The sequence below is a fragment of the Pseudomonas sp. P7759 genome (assembly GCF_013386445.1).
GTDB classification, from domain to species: Bacteria; Pseudomonadota; Gammaproteobacteria; order Pseudomonadales; family Pseudomonadaceae; genus Aquipseudomonas; species Aquipseudomonas azotoformans_A.
The window spans coordinates 96,689-113,039 of record NZ_JACART010000026.1; the positions used below are offsets into that span (position 1 = coordinate 96,689).

The window sequence follows — 16,351 nt, forward strand, 5'->3', positions numbered from 1 at the left end:
CTCGCTATCAGTAATGGCATTTTGGCAGCATCATCCGTGGTGCGCAAATGCTCTGGTGATAACTAGAACACATAATTTGAAAAAGGTTTAAAACGGGGGGCAAATTCTGACGATTGGTGAATTTAGCCCCAAATTGCCATCATTTTTGACGTCAAATAATCCCGCGTTCAGCCTTGGTCTGCGCCACTTTATCGCGCAGGTAAACAGGAGCTGCCTGATCCGCTGGAATCGCTTCCCCACGTTCAAAAGCAAACCGCGCCAAGGCCAATAGATCTTCAGCGTGGGGCAACATCGCCGCGTCTCTGCCAACCAATGGCACAGCGATGCGCTCACCATAACCCCACCCGGTGCCAGCACCGAACCAGCCACCACTTGCATCACTCGGCAATACGGACGACTCAGGCGGCTGCACGGCTTCGACACCCACCAGGCGCATTTCGCCTGCCGTTTCGCGGTAGCAACCCCAATACACCTCATCCATGCGTGCATCGATAGCCGCCGCAACCTGATGAACGCCACGTTCACGCAAGGCGCGCTGGGCCAGTACGGCCAGGTTGGACACCGGCAATACCGGGCGCTCCAACGCAAACGCCAGCCCCTGCACCACACCAATGGCAATACGCACACCGGTAAACGCACCCGGGCCACGGCCGAAGGCGATGGCATCCACCGCAGCCAGCGTAGTGCCGGCGTCTTCCAGCAGCTGCTTGATCATTGGCAACAGCTTCTGCGCGTGCAGACGCGGGATCACCTCGTAGTGGCTCGTCACCTTGCCATCGTGCAGCAGGGCAACGGAGCAAGCTTCAGTCGCGGTGTCCAGGGCCAGCAGGGTACTCATCAGTGTGGGTGTCCAAGTCGAAAAAAAGTGCGCCAGTATAAACAACAACGGCCCGCAAGCGGGCCGTTATCCGTGAAGCCGGTGGAGCGATCAGCTCAGTGCTTGCAGCACTTTGGCCGTGATCGCTTCAACCGAGCCGACGCCAGGAATGTGGCTGTACTTCGGCTTGCCCTGGGCAGCGGACAGCTTCTGGTAGAAGTCCACCAGCGGCTTGGTCTGGGAATGGTAGACCGACAGGCGATGACGCACGGTTTCTTCAGTGTCGTCTTTACGCTGTACCAGGTCTTCGCCGGTTACATCGTCCTTGCCTTCCACTTTTGGCGGGTTGTAGACGGTGTGGTACACGCGACCAGAGGCTTCGTGAACGCGACGACCGGCAATGCGCTGGACGATCTCTTCATCTTCCACCGCGATTTCAACCACGGCATCCAGCTCAACGCCAGCCTTCACCAGCGCTTCAGCCTGGGGAATGGTGCGTGGGAAGCCGTCAAACAGGAAGCCGTTCTTGCAGTCTTCCTGGCTGATGCGTTCCTTGACCAGGTTGATGATCAATTCATCGGAAACCAGGCCACCGCTGTCCATCACGCTCTTGGCGATCAGGCCCAGCTCGGTGCCAGCCTTGACGGCCGCACGCAGCATGTCGCCGGTGGAGATTTGTGGAATGCCGAACTTTTCAGTGATGAACTTTGCCTGAGTACCTTTACCGGCCCCGGGAGCTCCCAGCAGAATGACGCGCATTGATGTGCTCCTCAATTTTTTATAGAGATGACGCTCGGATTCGCCGCGGCGGGCCAATCGCGTAAAAATAGAATTCGGGCCGCCCAAACGGCCAAAGGCTGATCAAGATACACAGCAGGCCTTAACCACACAAGCCGCCAAAAGTCGCAGGAACCCGCGCAGGGCATGCGTCATAGGTAGGGTATGCCTGAGTGCAACCCGGCCCCATAAACGCCGACTGCCCTTTTCAGGGCAGCCGCCGTGGTTTATCTGCAAGCCATTGAGAACACGCAAAAAACCTTAACCGGTATTACGTAAACCCGCGGCAATGCCGGCCACGGAGACCAGCAGCGCCTGTTCCAGAGGGCTGTCCTGCGCCGCTTCCTGCTGGCGTGAGCGCGCCAGCAACTCGGCCTGCAGCAGGTGCAAGGGGTCAAGGTAGGTGTTGCGCAGGCGGATGAACTCCAGGGTGTCCGGGCTATGGGCCAGCAGTTGCGACTGACCGGTCAGGCCAAGCACCACACTGCACGCCTGCGACAATAGGTCGCGCAGATGCGCACCCAATGGCAGCAGGTCCGGCTGCACCAAGCGCTCGTCATACAGGCGGGCGATATCGGCATCCGCCTTGGCCAACACCATTTCCAGCATGTCGATGCGGGTACGGAAGAATGGCCACTGTTCACGCATCTGCCCCAGCAACTCGCCTTCGCCGCGCTCCAGGGCCTTGCTCAGCGCTGCCTCCCAGCCAAGCCAGGCCGGCAGCATCAGGCGGGTCTGGGTCCAGCCAAAGATCCACGGAATCGCGCGCAGGCTTTCAATGCCGCCTGCGCGACGCTTGGCCGGGCGACTGCCCAAGGGCAAGCGACCCAGCTCCTGTTCCGGCGTGGATTGGCGGAAATACTCGACGAACTGCGGATTTTCCCGCACCACGGCGCGGTAAGCGCTGACACCGTCTGCCGCCAATTCATCCATCAAATGGCGCCAGGCTGGCTCCGGCGGCGGCGGTGGCAGCAGCGTCGCCTCCAACACGGCAGCCAGATAAAGGTTGAGGTTCTGCTCGGCGATATCCGGCAGGCCGAATTTGAAGCGGATCATCTCGCCCTGTTCGGTGGTGCGGAACCGCCCGGCCACCGAACCCGGTGGCTGCGACAGGATCGCCGCGTGAGCCGGGCCGCCGCCACGGCCGACGGTGCCGCCGCGACCGTGGAACAACAGCAGCTCCACCTGTTGCTCGCGGCAGATATCCACCAGACGCTCCTGCGCCCGGTACTGCGCCCACGCGGCGGCGGTGGTGCCGGCGTCCTTGGCCGAGTCCGAGTAGCCGATCATCACTTCCTGCGGGCCCTGCAAACGCGCGCGATAGCCTGGCAACAGCAACAGTTGCTCGATCACCGGGCCGGCGTTATCCAGGTCAGCGAGGGTTTCGAACAGCGGCACTACGCGCATCGACCGCTGCACGCCCGATTCTTTAAGCAGCAGTTGCACCGCCAAAACGTCGGACGCAGCACCGGCCATGGAAATGACATAAGAGCCCAAGGATGCAGCCGGTGCGGCGGCGACTTCCTTACAGGTATTGAGCACCTCAGCCGTGTCCGCCGACGGTTTGAAATAGCCCGGCAGCAGCGGTCGACGGTTGGCCAGCTCCTTCATCAGGAAGCTGATGCGCATCTCTTCGTTCCAGTCCTCGTAACGGCCCAGGCCAAGGTAGTCGGTGATTTCGGTCATGGCGGCCGAATGACGGCTGGAATCCTGACGCACATCCAAGCGCACCAGGAACAGACCGAAGGTCACCGCACGGCGCAGGCAGTCGAGCAACGGGCCATCGGCGATCACGCCCATGCCGCATTCATGCAACGACTGGTAGCACAGCTCCAGCGGCTCCAGCAGGTCGCGGTTGTTCTGCAATACCTCGGCCGGCGCCGGGGTGCTACTGCTCAACGCGGTATGTGCCCATTGCCGTGTAGCGCGCAGGCGTTCGCGCAGTTGCTTGAGCAAGGCGCGATAAGGCTCGACGCTATCACCGACCTTGGCCTGCAACGCCGGGCTGGCTTGCTGCATCGACAGCTCGGAGGCCAGGTGGTCGATATCGCGCAAGTACAGGTCGGCGGCCATCCAACGCGCCAGCAGCAGCACTTCGCGGGTGACCGGCGCCGTGACATTCGGGTTGCCGTCACGGTCGCCGCCCATCCACGACGCAAAGCGGATCGGCGCCGCTTCCAGGGGCAAACGCAAACCGGTGGCGGCGTGCAGCGCCTGGTCAGCCTTGCGCAGATAGTTGGGGATCGCGTGCCACAGCGAATGCTCGATCACCGCAAAGCCCCATTTGGCTTCGTCCACGGGCGTGGGTCGGGTGCGGCGGATTTCTTCGGTGTGCCAGGCCTCGGCGATCAAACGTTGCAGGCGCTGGCGGATCTGCTCGCGCTCAGCCGTGGTGAGGTCGCGGTGATCTTGCGCCGCCAATTGCGCGGCGATGGCATCGTATTTCTGGATCAGGGTGCGGCGCGCCACTTCGGTGGGGTGGGCGGTGAGGACCAGTTCGATCTCCAGGCGCCCCAACTGACGGGCCAGGGATTCGTTGCTGTGGCCTTCGCTTTGCAAGCGCGCCAGCAATTCGGGTAATACGCGGGACTCGAACGGTGCCGGCTGCGACTCATCACGCCGGTGGATCAGTTGGTACTGCTCGGCAATGTTGGCCAGGTTGAGGAACTGGTTGAAGGCACGGGCCACCGGCAACAGTTCGTTTTCCTGCAACTGGTTGAGGCTGGTGCTCAGTTCATCGCCGGCACCGCGCCGGTCAGCCTTGGCGCCTTTGCGGATCTGCTCGATCTTGTCGAGGAAATCATCGCCGTACTGCTCTCGAATGGTGTTGCCCAACAGTTCACCCAGCAGGTGAACATCCTCACGCAAGCGTGCATCGATATCACTCATCAGCCAATCTCCAGCCAGAAATCCGGGACGCGCAGGTTTGCCAGAGTGCCGCCAGCCTCGATTTATGACAAGACTTTAAACCTTGTGAGTTGCAGCTAGTCTCAAGGTTAAGTCGTCGTGTTTATCCGCGCGTGCGACTGGATACTCATCACCGCCGGCTAAAAGCGGGCTCCATTGAGGTTGCCATGAAAATTCGAGAACTGGCCCAGCATTGGGAAGAGAACGCCAAGGGTCGCTTGACCAAGACCGAGTACGCCATCCACTTGGATATGGAGTCCGCCGCGCGGCTGGCGGCCATTACCGAGATGTACCCCAAACGCCACCCCGAAGAACTGCTCGGTGAGTTGATCGGCGCAGCGCTTGAAGAGCTGGAAGCCAGCTTCCCCTACATCAAGGGCCAGCACGTCATTGCCACCGATGAAGAAGGCGATCCCCTGTACGAAGACGTCGGCCCTACCCCACGCTTTCTGACACTGTCGCGCCGTTATCTGCATGATTTGTCAGCGAGCAGCGACGAACCGAAACACTGACCCAACCCCACAAACCCCTTGTATTCCGGGCTCCTAAAGGGCCCGGCGTACCGCTGCGCAACGCAGAAGTTCCAACTTTTTTACGCTGACCAATCAGTCAGATATTTTTTTAGGCAAATCGCCATCTTCTCTGAACTTTTGAAAAAAGCCTCCGGTCACAGCCAGTAAGCCATCACTTGGAACGGTCGTTTCAAAGGGCAATTTGCGCATCAGTGCCAAGCCCGCCGCCGCAGACCAGTGACATGGATTTTGATGTTTTTCAGGAGTTATCCAATGGAGTTGAAGACGATGAAGACCAGCACTGCCAAATCCTCGTTTAACCACCTGCGCGGGCTCAAATTGGCCGCGCTGGCAATCGGCACCAGCTTCGTTCTGGCGGGCTGCGCCGGCAATCCTCCGACCGAGCAGTACGCCGTCACCCAATCTGCGGTGAACAGCGCTGTCAGCGCTGGCGGTACTGAGTACGCTGCGGTGGAAATGAAGTCGGCCCAGGACAAGCTCAAGCAAGCCGAGATTGCCATGCACGACAAGAACTACGACGAAGCCCGTCGCCTGGCTGAACAAGCCGAGTGGGACGCCCGCGTCGCAGAGCGCAAGGCCCAGGCCGCCAAGGCTGAACAGGCTGTGAAGGATTCCCAGAAGGCTGTTGATGAGTTGCGTAAGGAAGGCATGCGTCCGGCTGCTATCCAGCAGAAGTAAGGCGCTTCCTGTGACCCAATCGCACCCGATAAAGAATTGAAAGGACGACACGACTATGCGTAAACAATTGATGATCCCTGCCCTGCTGGCGATGAGCGTTGCACTGGCGGCCTGCTCCACCCCGCCGAACGCGAACCTGGAAAATGCGCGGACCAACTTCTCCTCCCTGCAGACCAACCCGCAAGCCACCAAGCTCGCGGCCCTGGAAACCAAGGACGCCAGCGAATGGCTGGACAAGGCTGACAAGGCCTACCGCGACAAGGAAGACCAGAAGAAAGTCGACCAACTGGCCTACCTGACCAACCAGCGTGTTGAAGTGGCCAAAGACACCATCGTGCTGCGTGAGTCCGAAGCCAAGCTGAAAAACGCCGGCGACGAACGTGCCCGCGCCTTGCTGGATGCCCGCGATGCGCAAATCAAGCAACTTCAGGACAGCCTGAACGCCAAGCAGACCGATCGCGGCACGCTGGTAACTTTTGGCGACGTGCTGTTTGCTACCAACAAGTCCGACCTGAAATCCAGCGGCCTGGTGAACATCACCAAGCTGGCTCAGTTCCTGCGCGATAACCCGGACCGTAAAGTGATCGTCGAAGGCTACACCGACAGCACCGGTTCCGATTCGTACAACCAAAGCCTGTCCGAGCGTCGTGCCGCTTCGGTACAACGCGCACTGGCTCAACAAGGCGTGGATATCTCGCGCATCGTGACCCAGGGCTACGGCAAGGAATACCCGGTTGCCGACAACGGCAGCGTCTCGGGCCGTGCCATGAACCGCCGCGTTGAAGTGACCATCTCCAACGACAACCAGCCCGTCAAGCCACGGTCTTCCGTTGCCAACTGATTGATTGGCGTTGGATAAGAAAACCCACCTCACGGTGGGTTTTTTTTCGGCTCGTCAAACTGGATAGTGCGATTCGTGTCCTCGGCTGGCATTTCAATCTTCGCGCTCGCTTGCTCGTCCCTGCCTTGATCGCGCTTGTACCTGCGAGCGGCTTCCTGTTCCAGCGCCACATGCTGCCTTGCCATGGCCAACATGTTTTCCAATACAGGAATATGTATTTTCATCGTCGACCCAATCTATGTAGGTAGCCGCATTTTATGTGGCATTTAAGTCGAACCGGTTCCAGACATTTCCATTTCATCTGCATGACGTGCGACACCCTGCAGTACGCCACTCACGTCGTTACAAGCTGAATAGCGGATTGAGCACGCAAAAACCGCCCTGAAAGGGCGGTTTTCGAGAGGTGGCGTTTAACCGCCGACCTTGCCTGTGCCCTGGGTCTCCGGCATTTGGATCTGGCCCTGGCTGCCGGCCTGACCATCTTGTGCGCCTTGATCACCTTGAGCGCCCTGTGCACCTTGATCATTTTTTTGTTTAAGCAGCTTTTCCAGCAATTTCATCAACTCATCGAGCTGACCACCGCCCTGGCTGCCCTGGCTGCCCTGGCCGCCTTTAGCACCTTGTGACTGCAAGTCTTCAATTTTACTTTGAACGTCCTGGATCTGCTGATCGAGGCCTTGGCTTGATGGAGCGCCCCCGCCGACATTTCCACCATTACCCATGCTTCCTACGCCCGATACTCCGTTTATTCCAGCCATATATGCTCACTCCAGACTAATAAAAAATGGACCGATCAGCGTTGCCAATCAGTCCATGATCTGTGGTGAACATACGGGGCTGGTTCCGGCCAGCCGAGTGCCTGACATACGTTAAATCATTAGTCGATACGCAAAAAGGCGCTTTCCCACACCGGCAAAAACCGCCTTCACTGCTGCAATTGCGGGGTTTCCTGCCCCATGCATCGCACAGCCTGCTTCTTGTTGTTCACCAACACGCCGCTGAGGCCTTTCTGCTCGGTGTCGAACATCACCAGCACGCCATCCACGCACTGCGCCACTTGCGCGGCCGGGGTCAGGGAGATCTTGTAGTCCTCGCCCGGCACCGTCTTGAGCATGGTGAAATCGCTGAGCAGCAGGGCATCTTCCGGCTTGGCAAAGTGCAGGTAACCGTAGAACCACAGGCAGCCAACGGTGCCGATGATGGTGCCGATACCGGTAAGGATCAGCGGGATCATGTTGCGTTCTTCGCTCATTGCGGGCTCTCTGATGAATCAACTTTAGGAAAGTTCGGAATCTCGCCCAGGCGGCGCAAGCCGTTGAAGTGCTGCGGGTCGTCCAGGTAGCGCAGCATCACCGTTTGCCAGGTCTTGTCGGCAAAGGTCTGCACATGACCGCCCCGGGTCAACTGCAGCACTCGGGGTGGTGGCGCGGCCTGGTAGAGGCGGATGCCATTGGCCACGGGCACGATCGGGTCGTCCAGGCTGTGGAACAACAGCTTCGGCACGCGCGTCAGTTTCGGTATGGCATATATTGCGCTGTCTGCGTCCGGCACCAGCCAGGACAGGGGCACCTGAAACGGCCATGTTAACCAGGAAGTGCTCAGGGCGAATTGTCCTACGTCACGATAACTGGCGGGGACGCCGTCCAACACCAAAGCCTTGAGCTGAGATTGGCGCTCCGGATGGGCGGCCAGGTAGTGCACCGCCAACGCCCCGCCCAGGCTTTGGCCGAGAACAATCAGCGGCTGGCCCTGGGTTTCCGGCGCCTGGTCGATCCAACTGAACGCCGCGTCCACGTCCTGATAGATCGCGGGCAGCGAGGGTTTGCCTTGCGACAAGCCATAGCCGCGATAGTCCAGCAACAGCACTTGGTAGCCTTGCTCGGGCAGCCACCAACTGCCGCCCAGGTGCCAGGCCAGGTTGCCGCCGTTGCCATGCAAATGCAGCACCGTGCCCTTGAGCGGTACACCGGGCTTGGCCGGCAACCACCAGGCATGGAGCTTCACGCCGTCGGCAGTGGTCAAGGTCACGTCACGGTAGTACAGGTGGGCTTTTTCCGGCGTGAACGGCAGGCCGGGCTCGGGGTAGAACAGCAGCGAGCTGCAGCCGTTCAATGTGAGTAGCAGGCACAGAATGCCGAGGATTCTCATCCGTTGAAGCCTCGCTATTATTCGAAATTTTAAATCTTTCAGAGATTCAAATGTGGGAGCGGGCTTGCTCGCGAAAGCCGTGTATCAGTCAACTTATGTATATCTGATGTACCGCTTTCGCGAGCAAGCCCGCTCCCACAGGTCGATCCGGTTTCGTCAAAGGATATTGGAGTAATCCGCCTCGATCCGATCCAGGCTCAAGTGGTTGAGGAAGTTGGAGAAGCACATCCACGCCGCCAGTGCGTTCATGTCACGGAACTGCTCCGGCAGGTACTTGGGCGGTACCACCAGGCCTTCGTCCACCAGTTGGCGCAAGGTGCGCATGTCTTCCAGGGTGGTCTTGCCGCAGAACAGCAGCGGCACTTGTTCCAGCTTGCCTTTGCGCACGGCGAGTTGGATGTAGTTGTAGACCATGATGAAGCCCTTAAGGTAGGACAAGTCCTTGGTAAACGGCAGACCGGTCGGCACCGACCCACGGAAAACGCGACTGGCGTTGCCGTAGCTTTCGGCCATCTCAAAGCCTTGTTCGCGGAAGAACTCGAATACCTGCAGGAAGTCGGCGCCCTCTTCCACCATATGGATGGCCCGGGTGCGGTTGGTCAGCTTGCGCAGGCGACTCGGGTAGGAAGCGAAGGTGATGATTTCCATCAGGATCGCCAGGCCTTCCTGGGTCACGGTGGACGACGGCGGGCCCTTGGACAGGAAGGTGCAGATCGGTTGGTTCTGGCCATTGAGGGTGGTGCCGACATGCACCAGGCCTTCATGCACTTCCAGGGCGCGCACGTCGCGGTCGTTGAACATCGCGTCGGCGCGGATCTTGATGTAGTCCGCACCCGCCGCCGCGTCGGCAACGATGCCGTCGGACTCGAACACGCGGATGGTCTCTTCGGCCTCGCCAAACACTTTGTTCAGGCGGGTTTGCAGCAGGGCCACGGCGTCCTTGGCGGTGAGGGTCTTGGCCTCGTCCTTCAAGTCGCCACGGCCGTCGATGTTGTTCAGGTAGTCCGACAGCATCAGGCCCAGGTCAGCCAGGGTCGGGTCGCCGGCGTGGAACGCATCGGAGGCCGCGCCATAAAGTTCCTGGGAAATCAGGCCGAAATCCTCGGTGCCACGTGCTTCAAGCATGCGCACCACCATGCGGTATTCCTTGCACATGCGGCGCATGATCTGCCCGACCGGGCTGAATTGGCCGAGGCGACGGGTGATGTCGCGCTCGATGTTCTGGAACTCCAGCTTGACCGCGCTGGAGTCGAACGCCAGCGGCCGGTTGAGGTAGTAGTCGCGGCTCACCGCGGGCATTTCCTTGCCCTTGGCCTTGAGGAATCCCTGGCGAATATTCTCGTCCCACTTCACGGCGTCGAGGACGCGAATCGGTGTTTGCGCCAGCACAATGCGATCAGACAAGGTGCGTATCGTCTGCTGGTAATCGTCCACCCGGTGCTTCCTCTTTAAACGTTATTTGCCCGCGCGCTGGTAGCGCACGGCTTCCACGAATACATCGGCATTGGCCGGGTCATCCAGGTAAACAAATACCTGGTCCAAGGGGCTGTCCACCAATACGCCTGCACCTTCGACGGTTTCCACGGTACTGCCGTGCAACGCCTTTTGGCCGATGGCTTGATGGATCTGCTCAAGGTCGAGGTTGTAGACCACCAATTCATGCTTTTCGTTGATTTCGAAGCCCGCCAGGATGAAGTTCCCGCCGAGCTTGGCCGGCAGCGGCGCCGACAAATACCAGCGGCTACCATGGCGCGAAACGCTGAACAGGTACTCATCACGCTGGCCCGGCTTGGCTGTAGGGTAGCTCACGGCTTTGTAACGGTGTTCACCCATGGCGGTGATGTGCAGGTTGAGCGGTTCACCCCAGGCGTTTTTGCTCGACCATTGGCCCAGCAGGGCCTGCGGCGCGGCGTCATGGGCCGGCAGCGGATCCTTGAAGGTCACCAGGCAACCGCTCAGCAGCAGGAACGACAAGGCGATTACCGCCACACGCCAGGTTTTCATTGGACATCCCCCGGTGTCAGACCGAGGCCAACACCAAATGCATGTAACGCTTGAGGATCTCAAGCATCTCTTCACCGGTCAGAGGCTCTGCGCCGCCCAGCAGGCCCTGATATTCCATCCGACTGATTATCGCCGTCAACACTTTGGCATCCTGTTGTGGCTCGCGGGAGCCCAGCACCTGAAAAAACTGCCCGGTGCCCTGCAACAGAATCTGCTGGTGGGAGCGCACCAACTCGGCCAGGCGCGGGTTGAGCAAGGCTTCCTGGCGGAACGCCTGCTCGGCCATCAGGTGCTCACGACGGTTGGTCAGTTGGCGCAAGACGTAATCGGCAGTCAGGCGCGCAATGTCATCAGCCAGTTGCGAGCGTGATTGTGGGCTGCCATCGCCATAGGCCACCATTTCGCGCAGCAGCCCTTCGTTGCGTACCCACAACTTGCCCATGAACGCGGCGCTGCGTTCGACGTATTGGGCGAAGGTATCGGTGAGCAGGTCATCGATATCCTTGAAATAGTAGGTGGTGGCCGACAACGGCACCCCGGCCTCCGCCGCCACAGCCCGATGACGCACACCCCGTACACCATCGCGCACCACAATGCGCATGGCTGCATCGAGGATGTCTTGCCTGCGCTGCTCGCTACCCCGACGACTGGCCTTGCGGCCCTGGTACTGGACGCTTTCAGCCACGGCAGCGGCAATGCCGGCGGCGCCTTCTTGAGCGGTTACGCGGTTCACGACTCAAATCCTTGAATAGATCAAAACCTGGCGCTGTTTGCTTGACGCTTAAAGACGCCACATAAAAAAGCCGCCTTATAAAAGGCGGCTTCGGATTTCGCTTCGGTTACGCTTGTGGCCGCATGTGCGGGAACAAGATCACATCGCGGATCGACGGCGAGTTGGTCAACAGCATCACCAGACGGTCGATGCCGATGCCTTCACCGGCCGTTGGCGGCATGCCGTATTCCAGGGCGCGGACGAAGTCAGCGTCGTAGTGCATGGCTTCGTCATCACCGGCGTCCTTGTCGGCCACCTGGGCCATGAAGCGCTCGGCCTGGTCTTCCGCGTCGTTAAGCTCGGAGTAGGCGTTAGCGATTTCGCGGCCACCGATGAACAGCTCGAAACGGTCGGTGACATTCGGGTTGTCATCGTTGCGACGAGCCAGCGGCGACACTTCGAACGGGTACTGGGTAATGAAGTGCGGCTGTTCCAGCTTGTGCTCGACCAGCTCTTCGAAAATCATTACCTGCAGTTTGCCCAGGCCTTCGAAGCCCAGCACCTTGGCACCGGCTTTCTTGGCGATGGCACGGGCCTTGTCGATGTCGTTCAGGTCGTCGGCAGTCAACTCAGGGTTGTACTTGAGGATCGAATCGAACACCGACAGACGCACGAACGGCTCGCCGAAGTGGAACACCTTATCGCCGTACTGCACGTCGGTGCTGCCCAGGACCAGCTGCGCCAGCTCGCGAAACAGTTCTTCGGTCAGGTCCATGTTGTCTTCGTAATCGGCGTAGGCCTGGTAGAACTCCAACATGGTGAATTCTGGGTTGTGACGGGTAGAAACGCCTTCGTTACGGAAGTTGCGGTTGATCTCGAACACTTTTTCGAAGCCGCCCACAACAAGACGCTTGAGGTACAGCTCCGGCGCGATACGCAGGAACATTTCCATGTCCAGCGCGTTGTGGTGGGTTTCGAACGGCTTGGCTGCAGCACCACCCGGGATGGTTTGCAGCATCGGGGTTTCCACTTCCAGGAAGTCGCGCTGCATCAGGAAGGTACGGATGTGCGCGATCACTTGCGAGCGCACACGGAACGTATGGCGCACTTCTTCGTTGACGATCAGGTCAACGTAGCGCTGGCGGTAGCGCTGTTCGGTGTCGGTCAGGCCGTGGTGCTTGTCCGGCAGCGGGCGCAGCGACTTGGTCAGCAGGCGCACGTTGGTCATTTCCACATACAGGTCGCCCTTGCCGGAACGGGCCAGGGTGCCTTCGGCGGCGATGATGTCGCCCATGTCCCAGGTTTTCACCGAGGCCAGGGTTTCTTCAGGCAAGGTCTTGCGGTTGACGTAGACCTGGATGCGACCGGTCATGTCCTGGATCACCATGAACGAGCCACGGTTGAGCATGATGCGACCTGCCACCTTGACCGGGATCGCAGCCTCTGCCAGCTCTTCCTTGGTCTTGTCCGCGTACTGCTTCTGCAGGGCATCGCAGTAGTTTTCGCGGCGGAAGTCGTTGGGGAAGGCATTGCCCTTGGCGCGCTCGGCAGCAAGCTTTTCCTTGCGCAGGGCGATCAGGGAGTTTTCTTCCTGTTGCAGGGCCTGGTCGAGTTGTTGGTCGCTCATGTCTTTAAATTTTCCATCACAGAATTAGGGTGTTACAGGCCTGATTTCAGGCTGGCTTCCAGATACTCGTCGATGTCGCCATCGAGCACCTTGTCACAGTCACTGCGTTCGATGTTAGTGCGCAGATCCTTGATCCGCGACGCATCGAGCACATAAGAGCGGATCTGGTGACCCCAGCCGATATCCGACTTGGTGTCTTCCAGCGCTTGTGACGCGGCGTTGCGTTTCTGCATTTCCTGCTCGTACAACTTGGCCCGCAGCATTTTCATGGCGGTGTCCTTGTTGGCGTGCTGGGAACGTTCGTTCTGGCAGCTGACCACGGTGTTGGTCGGTACGTGGGTGATACGTACGGCCGAGTCGGTGGTGTTTACGTGCTGACCACCGGCACCGGAGGAGCGGTAGGTGTCGATGCGCAGGTCGGCCGGGTTGATCTCGATTTCGACCTTGTCGTCGATCTCTGGCGAGACGAACACCGCAGAGAACGAAGTGTGGCGACGGTTGCCGGAGTCGAACGGACTCTTGCGTACCAGGCGGTGTACGCCAATCTCGGTGCGCAACCAGCCAAAGGCGTATTCACCCTTGATGTGCACGGTCGCGCCCTTGATACCGGCGACTTCACCGGCGGACAGTTCCATGATGGTCGCTTCGAAACCGCGCTTGTCGGCCCAGCGCAGGTACATGCGCAGCAGGATGTTGGCCCAGTCCTGGGCCTCGGTGCCACCGGAACCGGCCTGGATGTCCAGGTAAGCGTTGTTCGGGTCCATCTCGTGGCTGAACATGCGGCGGAATTCGAGTTTGGCGAGGTTTTCCTCGAGACGGGCCAGTTCGGCGACAACATCGCCCACTGCGCCTTCGTCGTTTTCTTCGACGGCCATGTCCAGCAGGTCACGGCAATCGGCCAGACCGGTGTTCAGTTCGTCGAGGGTATCGACGATCTGCGCCAGCGCAGCGCGCTCGCGGCCCAGTTCCTGGGCGTATTCAGGTTTGTTCCAGACAGCAGGATCTTCAAGCTCGCGATTGACTTCGGTCAGACGCTCATGCTTTTGATCGTAGTCAAAGATACCCCCGAATAGTTTCGGAGCGCTCGGACAGGTCCTTGATGGTGTTAAGGATCGGGTTGATTTCCATGGCGGGCAGCACTCGTTGGCGAACTTTTGAAAGCCGGCGAGTATAACGGAAAACGGCAGGAAACGGCAGCCCGCTTGGTCGATTGTGGTGACGGAACCCTACCTGACAGACTCGCTTGAAAAGAACCTGATCAGGCGGCTCCTGCCAAAGAAACCGCCTTTAGCCACGATCAGGTTGTAACTGTTTTCATCACCTTGAAGGGGGTTTTCACGGCGGAGCTCGTCACCACTTCCGCTAACAAGCTCCCCCCTTTGATAGCCCCAGCAACAATACCTAGCACATCAACCCCCAGGTAGAAAAAACCGTCATTGATATTGCCTGCCGCAAAGCTTTTCACCGAGTTGTAAAAAGGAATAAACCCAAGTAAAAAATTGTGAAATGCTTTGTTTTTCGCCTGTTTACGCTCAGCCTCGGTAACACCATAGGCTTCTGCTTTAACTTGTTGGTTATCAGGCCGGAAATACCGACTCAATGTGCCGGCCAAGGCATCCAACCGGTGCTTGGCCACCTTCGACGTGTCACTGTCCAGTTCGCTTGCGTGGGAGGCATCCCAACGCGCCCATTCATGAGAGTTAAAATAATTGAAGGCGAGCGATAAATGCATCTTTTTTTCGATACCATCAGCCCGACGGATACCTGCCACGTCATGACTTCTTACATAATAGTAAATCTTGGAGTCTGGAGCCGGCGTAACTGCCTTTATCAATACCTTTAGAGGCGCATCGAGAAAACTGTAATGCGGACTGTCGGGATCGCGCTCAAGTGTACGACCGCTAACAGTAATATCAGCACTGGCCAAGATTGCTTTATCCTGTGCGGGCAAGCCCTCCAACTCCAATTTGAAAATCTCAGTAAAGGCTGCCCTTTGCGAGTTCAAATGTTTAGTGTATGACGCCTCGAAAAGAGCAGCGGGACTTTCTAACTTTTTCAGCTCAGGCACAAAAGGTAGATATTTTAGCTTGTGGGTGTCCATTGAGTGGTATTCATCAAAACTATCAAACTTCTCGCTCAAATAAAGATCAAGAAGTGAAGTGATCAACGTCAACTCATAACGCCCTCTAGGCCACCGCCGGAGTATATCCGATGTTAAATCAGGCTCATCGTCTTCGTCAGAATATATCCCTTCCAACGCTTCAATCGCCAGTTCCGTGCGGGTTTTGAGCGGTTCATTCAACGTGGTCGCTGCGTCTGACATGATCTTTATTCGACGGGCAACTTCAGCCCCCGCAGTGGCGAATTCCTGTTCGCTATATTCATAATTCGGATTGTTGTGCACAACACCGTTGAGCCTGGCCCAATCCATGGCCGCCAACATAAAGCTTTGCTTTTTGGATAGCGCATGCCCCTCCTCCTTAGCGGTGTTGAAATAGTTGACAGCGTCCTCTACCAACACCTCATCGTTATTAAGGACACTGGGTAACATATTTGCAAAATAGTGAACAGCTGCAGCCAGGTTGACTGACTCGATGCTGCCGAATTGCAGTGTGGGCGGGACGCCCGCGAGCGTCAGTTCCGGAGCGACTCCAGCCAATAACAAGTGTGCCATCGCCATTGAATTCTGTTCATTTGCCTTGCCAGCGGTCACTAGGTGCGCCGCGAAATCACGGGTAATTTCACCATAGGATTTACCTTGGTTACTGCTTTGCTGGACGTCATAGCCGGCGATCTTTCGATGCTCGGTTCCCGCTGATCGATCCAGTTGATTGATCAGTGCAATCTTGACCCAATCTTCGGCGCTGGCATTGATGGTACCCTTGAAGTGCGACGCCAATTGCTCGCCAAGTGCTTGGGCAGCAGAACTTTCAAACAAATTACGCAGTTGTTTTCCCGGGCCGTCTTGAGGGTTAAGTGTTGAACCCGCAGAAGCCACCAGTAAATCCAACAATGTCTGGCCATCGACGCCTGTGTGGCCATTGACATAGGTGTTCAGTTCCTCACGCTGAGTTTTATTCAGGGCTTGCGCACCGGACAATAGGTTCCATGCGCGACCCTCAGGTACTTCCAGCCGACTGCTGGAGGACGAATCAGGGGCGTTCATGAGCCCGGCGCGAAGCTGACCAGAGAAGGCTCGGCGTTCACGGGACGCAACAGTATGACTCGATGAATCTCGTGCAGCTTGAGGGGCTGAGGAATTGTTGGTGGCCTCGGCGTTGCCGGAGGAATAGTCGAGAGCAACAGC

The 16,351-nt window shown here is 58.4% G+C and carries 16 protein-coding genes; 3 read left to right on the top strand and 13 right to left on the bottom strand.

All coding sequences use genetic code 11. The features are described from left to right. Positions 1-151 precede the first annotated feature (151 nt). From tsaB to ppc, 3 genes are all read right to left on the bottom strand, one after another. Positions 152-838: a tRNA (adenosine(37)-N6)-threonylcarbamoyltransferase complex dimerization subunit type 1 TsaB gene (gene tsaB / locus HX823_RS19975; protein ID WP_177076251.1), complete on the bottom strand. Its 687-nt coding sequence runs from the start codon at positions 836-838 to the stop codon at positions 152-154. A 90-nt stretch (positions 839-928) separates the two neighbouring features. Then, the gene (gene adk / locus HX823_RS19980; RefSeq protein ID WP_177076253.1) at positions 929-1,576 is read right to left on the bottom strand and encodes an adenylate kinase; all 648 of its coding nucleotides are present in this window, start codon (positions 1,574-1,576) and stop codon (positions 929-931) included. A gap of 279 nt (positions 1,577-1,855) precedes the next feature. Continuing rightward, positions 1,856-4,483 (bottom strand): phosphoenolpyruvate carboxylase, encoded by a 2,628-nt coding sequence (ppc, locus tag HX823_RS19985; protein ID WP_177076255.1) that lies wholly within the window; start codon positions 4,481-4,483, stop codon positions 1,856-1,858. A 185-nt stretch (positions 4,484-4,668) separates the two neighbouring features. Between ppc and HX823_RS19990 the strand changes: the two genes are divergently transcribed. From HX823_RS19990 to HX823_RS20000, 3 genes are all read left to right on the top strand, one after another. Beyond that, positions 4,669-5,013 carry a hypothetical protein gene (locus tag HX823_RS19990; protein ID WP_038849265.1) on the top strand — a complete coding sequence of 115 codons (345 nt, stop codon included), beginning with the start codon at positions 4,669-4,671 and terminating at the stop codon, positions 5,011-5,013. 273 nt (positions 5,014-5,286) lie between these two features. Further along, positions 5,287-5,712, top strand: coding sequence for a DUF4398 domain-containing protein (locus HX823_RS19995; protein ID WP_033902822.1), 426 nt, complete (start codon positions 5,287-5,289; stop codon positions 5,710-5,712). A 55-nt stretch (positions 5,713-5,767) separates the two neighbouring features. Continuing rightward, on the top strand, positions 5,768-6,553 hold the full coding sequence (locus HX823_RS20000) for an OmpA family protein (protein WP_033902823.1): 786 nt from the start codon (positions 5,768-5,770) through the stop codon (positions 6,551-6,553). A 29-nt stretch (positions 6,554-6,582) separates the two neighbouring features. On the opposite strand, the gene HX823_RS20005 is transcribed toward HX823_RS20000, so the two are convergent. The 10 genes from HX823_RS20005 to HX823_RS20050 form a co-directional block, all read right to left on the bottom strand. Further along, a complete protein-coding gene (locus HX823_RS20005) occupies positions 6,583-6,777 on the bottom strand; it encodes a hypothetical protein (protein ID WP_033902824.1) in 195 nt (64 codons plus the stop codon). A gap of 186 nt (positions 6,778-6,963) precedes the next feature. Next, entirely contained in the window at positions 6,964-7,311 is a 348-nt protein-coding gene (locus HX823_RS20010) for a hypothetical protein (RefSeq protein ID WP_177076257.1), read from the bottom strand. 167 nt (positions 7,312-7,478) lie between these two features. After that, entirely contained in the window at positions 7,479-7,805 is a 327-nt protein-coding gene (locus tag HX823_RS20015; protein WP_017738324.1) for a hypothetical protein, read from the bottom strand. Then, the gene (locus HX823_RS20020; protein ID WP_177076259.1) at positions 7,802-8,701 is read right to left on the bottom strand and encodes an alpha/beta hydrolase; all 900 of its coding nucleotides are present in this window, start codon (positions 8,699-8,701) and stop codon (positions 7,802-7,804) included. Before HX823_RS20020 ends, HX823_RS20015 begins: the two co-directional genes overlap by 4 nt. Positions 8,702-8,857: 156 nt before the next feature. Further along, positions 8,858-10,135, bottom strand: coding sequence for a flavohemoglobin expression-modulating QEGLA motif protein (locus HX823_RS20025; protein ID WP_028619119.1), 1,278 nt, complete (start codon positions 10,133-10,135; stop codon positions 8,858-8,860). A gap of 21 nt (positions 10,136-10,156) precedes the next feature. Further along, a complete protein-coding gene (locus tag HX823_RS20030; protein ID WP_177076261.1) occupies positions 10,157-10,705 on the bottom strand; it encodes a hypothetical protein in 549 nt (182 codons plus the stop codon). A 16-nt stretch (positions 10,706-10,721) separates the two neighbouring features. Next, a complete protein-coding gene (locus HX823_RS20035) occupies positions 10,722-11,438 on the bottom strand; it encodes a TetR/AcrR family transcriptional regulator (protein ID WP_033902828.1) in 717 nt (238 codons plus the stop codon). Positions 11,439-11,544: 106 nt separating this feature from the next. Beyond that, on the bottom strand, positions 11,545-13,044 hold the full coding sequence (lysS, locus tag HX823_RS20040; RefSeq protein ID WP_177076263.1) for a lysine--tRNA ligase: 1,500 nt from the start codon (positions 13,042-13,044) through the stop codon (positions 11,545-11,547). Positions 13,045-13,076: 32 nt separating this feature from the next. Continuing rightward, positions 13,077-14,172, bottom strand: a protein-coding gene (gene prfB, locus HX823_RS20045) for a peptide chain release factor 2 (protein WP_100215725.1) whose coding sequence is annotated in 2 segments (ribosomal slippage) — positions 13,077-14,099 and positions 14,101-14,172 — 1,095 coding nt in all. Because the reading frame shifts where the segments join, the coding sequence is not laid out codon by codon here. Between the two features lie 169 nt (positions 14,173-14,341). Further along, the gene (locus HX823_RS20050; RefSeq protein WP_177076265.1) at positions 14,342-16,210 is read right to left on the bottom strand and encodes a hypothetical protein; all 1,869 of its coding nucleotides are present in this window, start codon (positions 16,208-16,210) and stop codon (positions 14,342-14,344) included. Between the last annotated feature and the right edge of the window lie 141 nt (positions 16,211-16,351).

Bases quoted from the DNA above. Each gene is read 5' to 3' on its own strand.
- HX823_RS19995 (WP_033902822.1), top strand. From the start codon at position 5,287: ATGGAGTTGAAGACGATGAAGACCAGCACTGCCAAATCCTCGTTTAAC.
- HX823_RS20000 (WP_033902823.1), top strand. From the start codon at position 5,768: ATGCGTAAACAATTGATGATCCCTGCCCTGCTGGCGATGAGCGTTGCA.
- lysS (WP_177076263.1), bottom strand. From the start codon at position 13,044: ATGAGCGACCAACAACTCGACCAGGCCCTGCAACAGGAAGAAAACTCC.
- ppc (WP_177076255.1), bottom strand. From the start codon at position 4,483: ATGAGTGATATCGATGCACGCTTGCGTGAGGATGTTCACCTGCTGGGT.
- HX823_RS20020 (WP_177076259.1), bottom strand. From the start codon at position 8,701: ATGAGAATCCTCGGCATTCTGTGCCTGCTACTCACATTGAACGGCTGC.
- HX823_RS20005 (WP_033902824.1), bottom strand. From the start codon at position 6,777: ATGAAAATACATATTCCTGTATTGGAAAACATGTTGGCCATGGCAAGG.
- HX823_RS20050 (WP_177076265.1), bottom strand. From the start codon at position 16,210: ATGAACGCCCCTGATTCGTCCTCCAGCAGTCGGCTGGAAGTACCTGAG.
- HX823_RS20010 (WP_177076257.1), bottom strand. From the start codon at position 7,311: ATGGCTGGAATAAACGGAGTATCGGGCGTAGGAAGCATGGGTAATGGT.
- HX823_RS20030 (WP_177076261.1), bottom strand. From the start codon at position 10,705: ATGAAAACCTGGCGTGTGGCGGTAATCGCCTTGTCGTTCCTGCTGCTG.
- HX823_RS19990 (WP_038849265.1), top strand. From the start codon at position 4,669: ATGAAAATTCGAGAACTGGCCCAGCATTGGGAAGAGAACGCCAAGGGT.
- HX823_RS20015 (WP_017738324.1), bottom strand. From the start codon at position 7,805: ATGAGCGAAGAACGCAACATGATCCCGCTGATCCTTACCGGTATCGGC.
- adk (WP_177076253.1), bottom strand. From the start codon at position 1,576: ATGCGCGTCATTCTGCTGGGAGCTCCCGGGGCCGGTAAAGGTACTCAG.
- tsaB (WP_177076251.1), bottom strand. From the start codon at position 838: ATGAGTACCCTGCTGGCCCTGGACACCGCGACTGAAGCTTGCTCCGTT.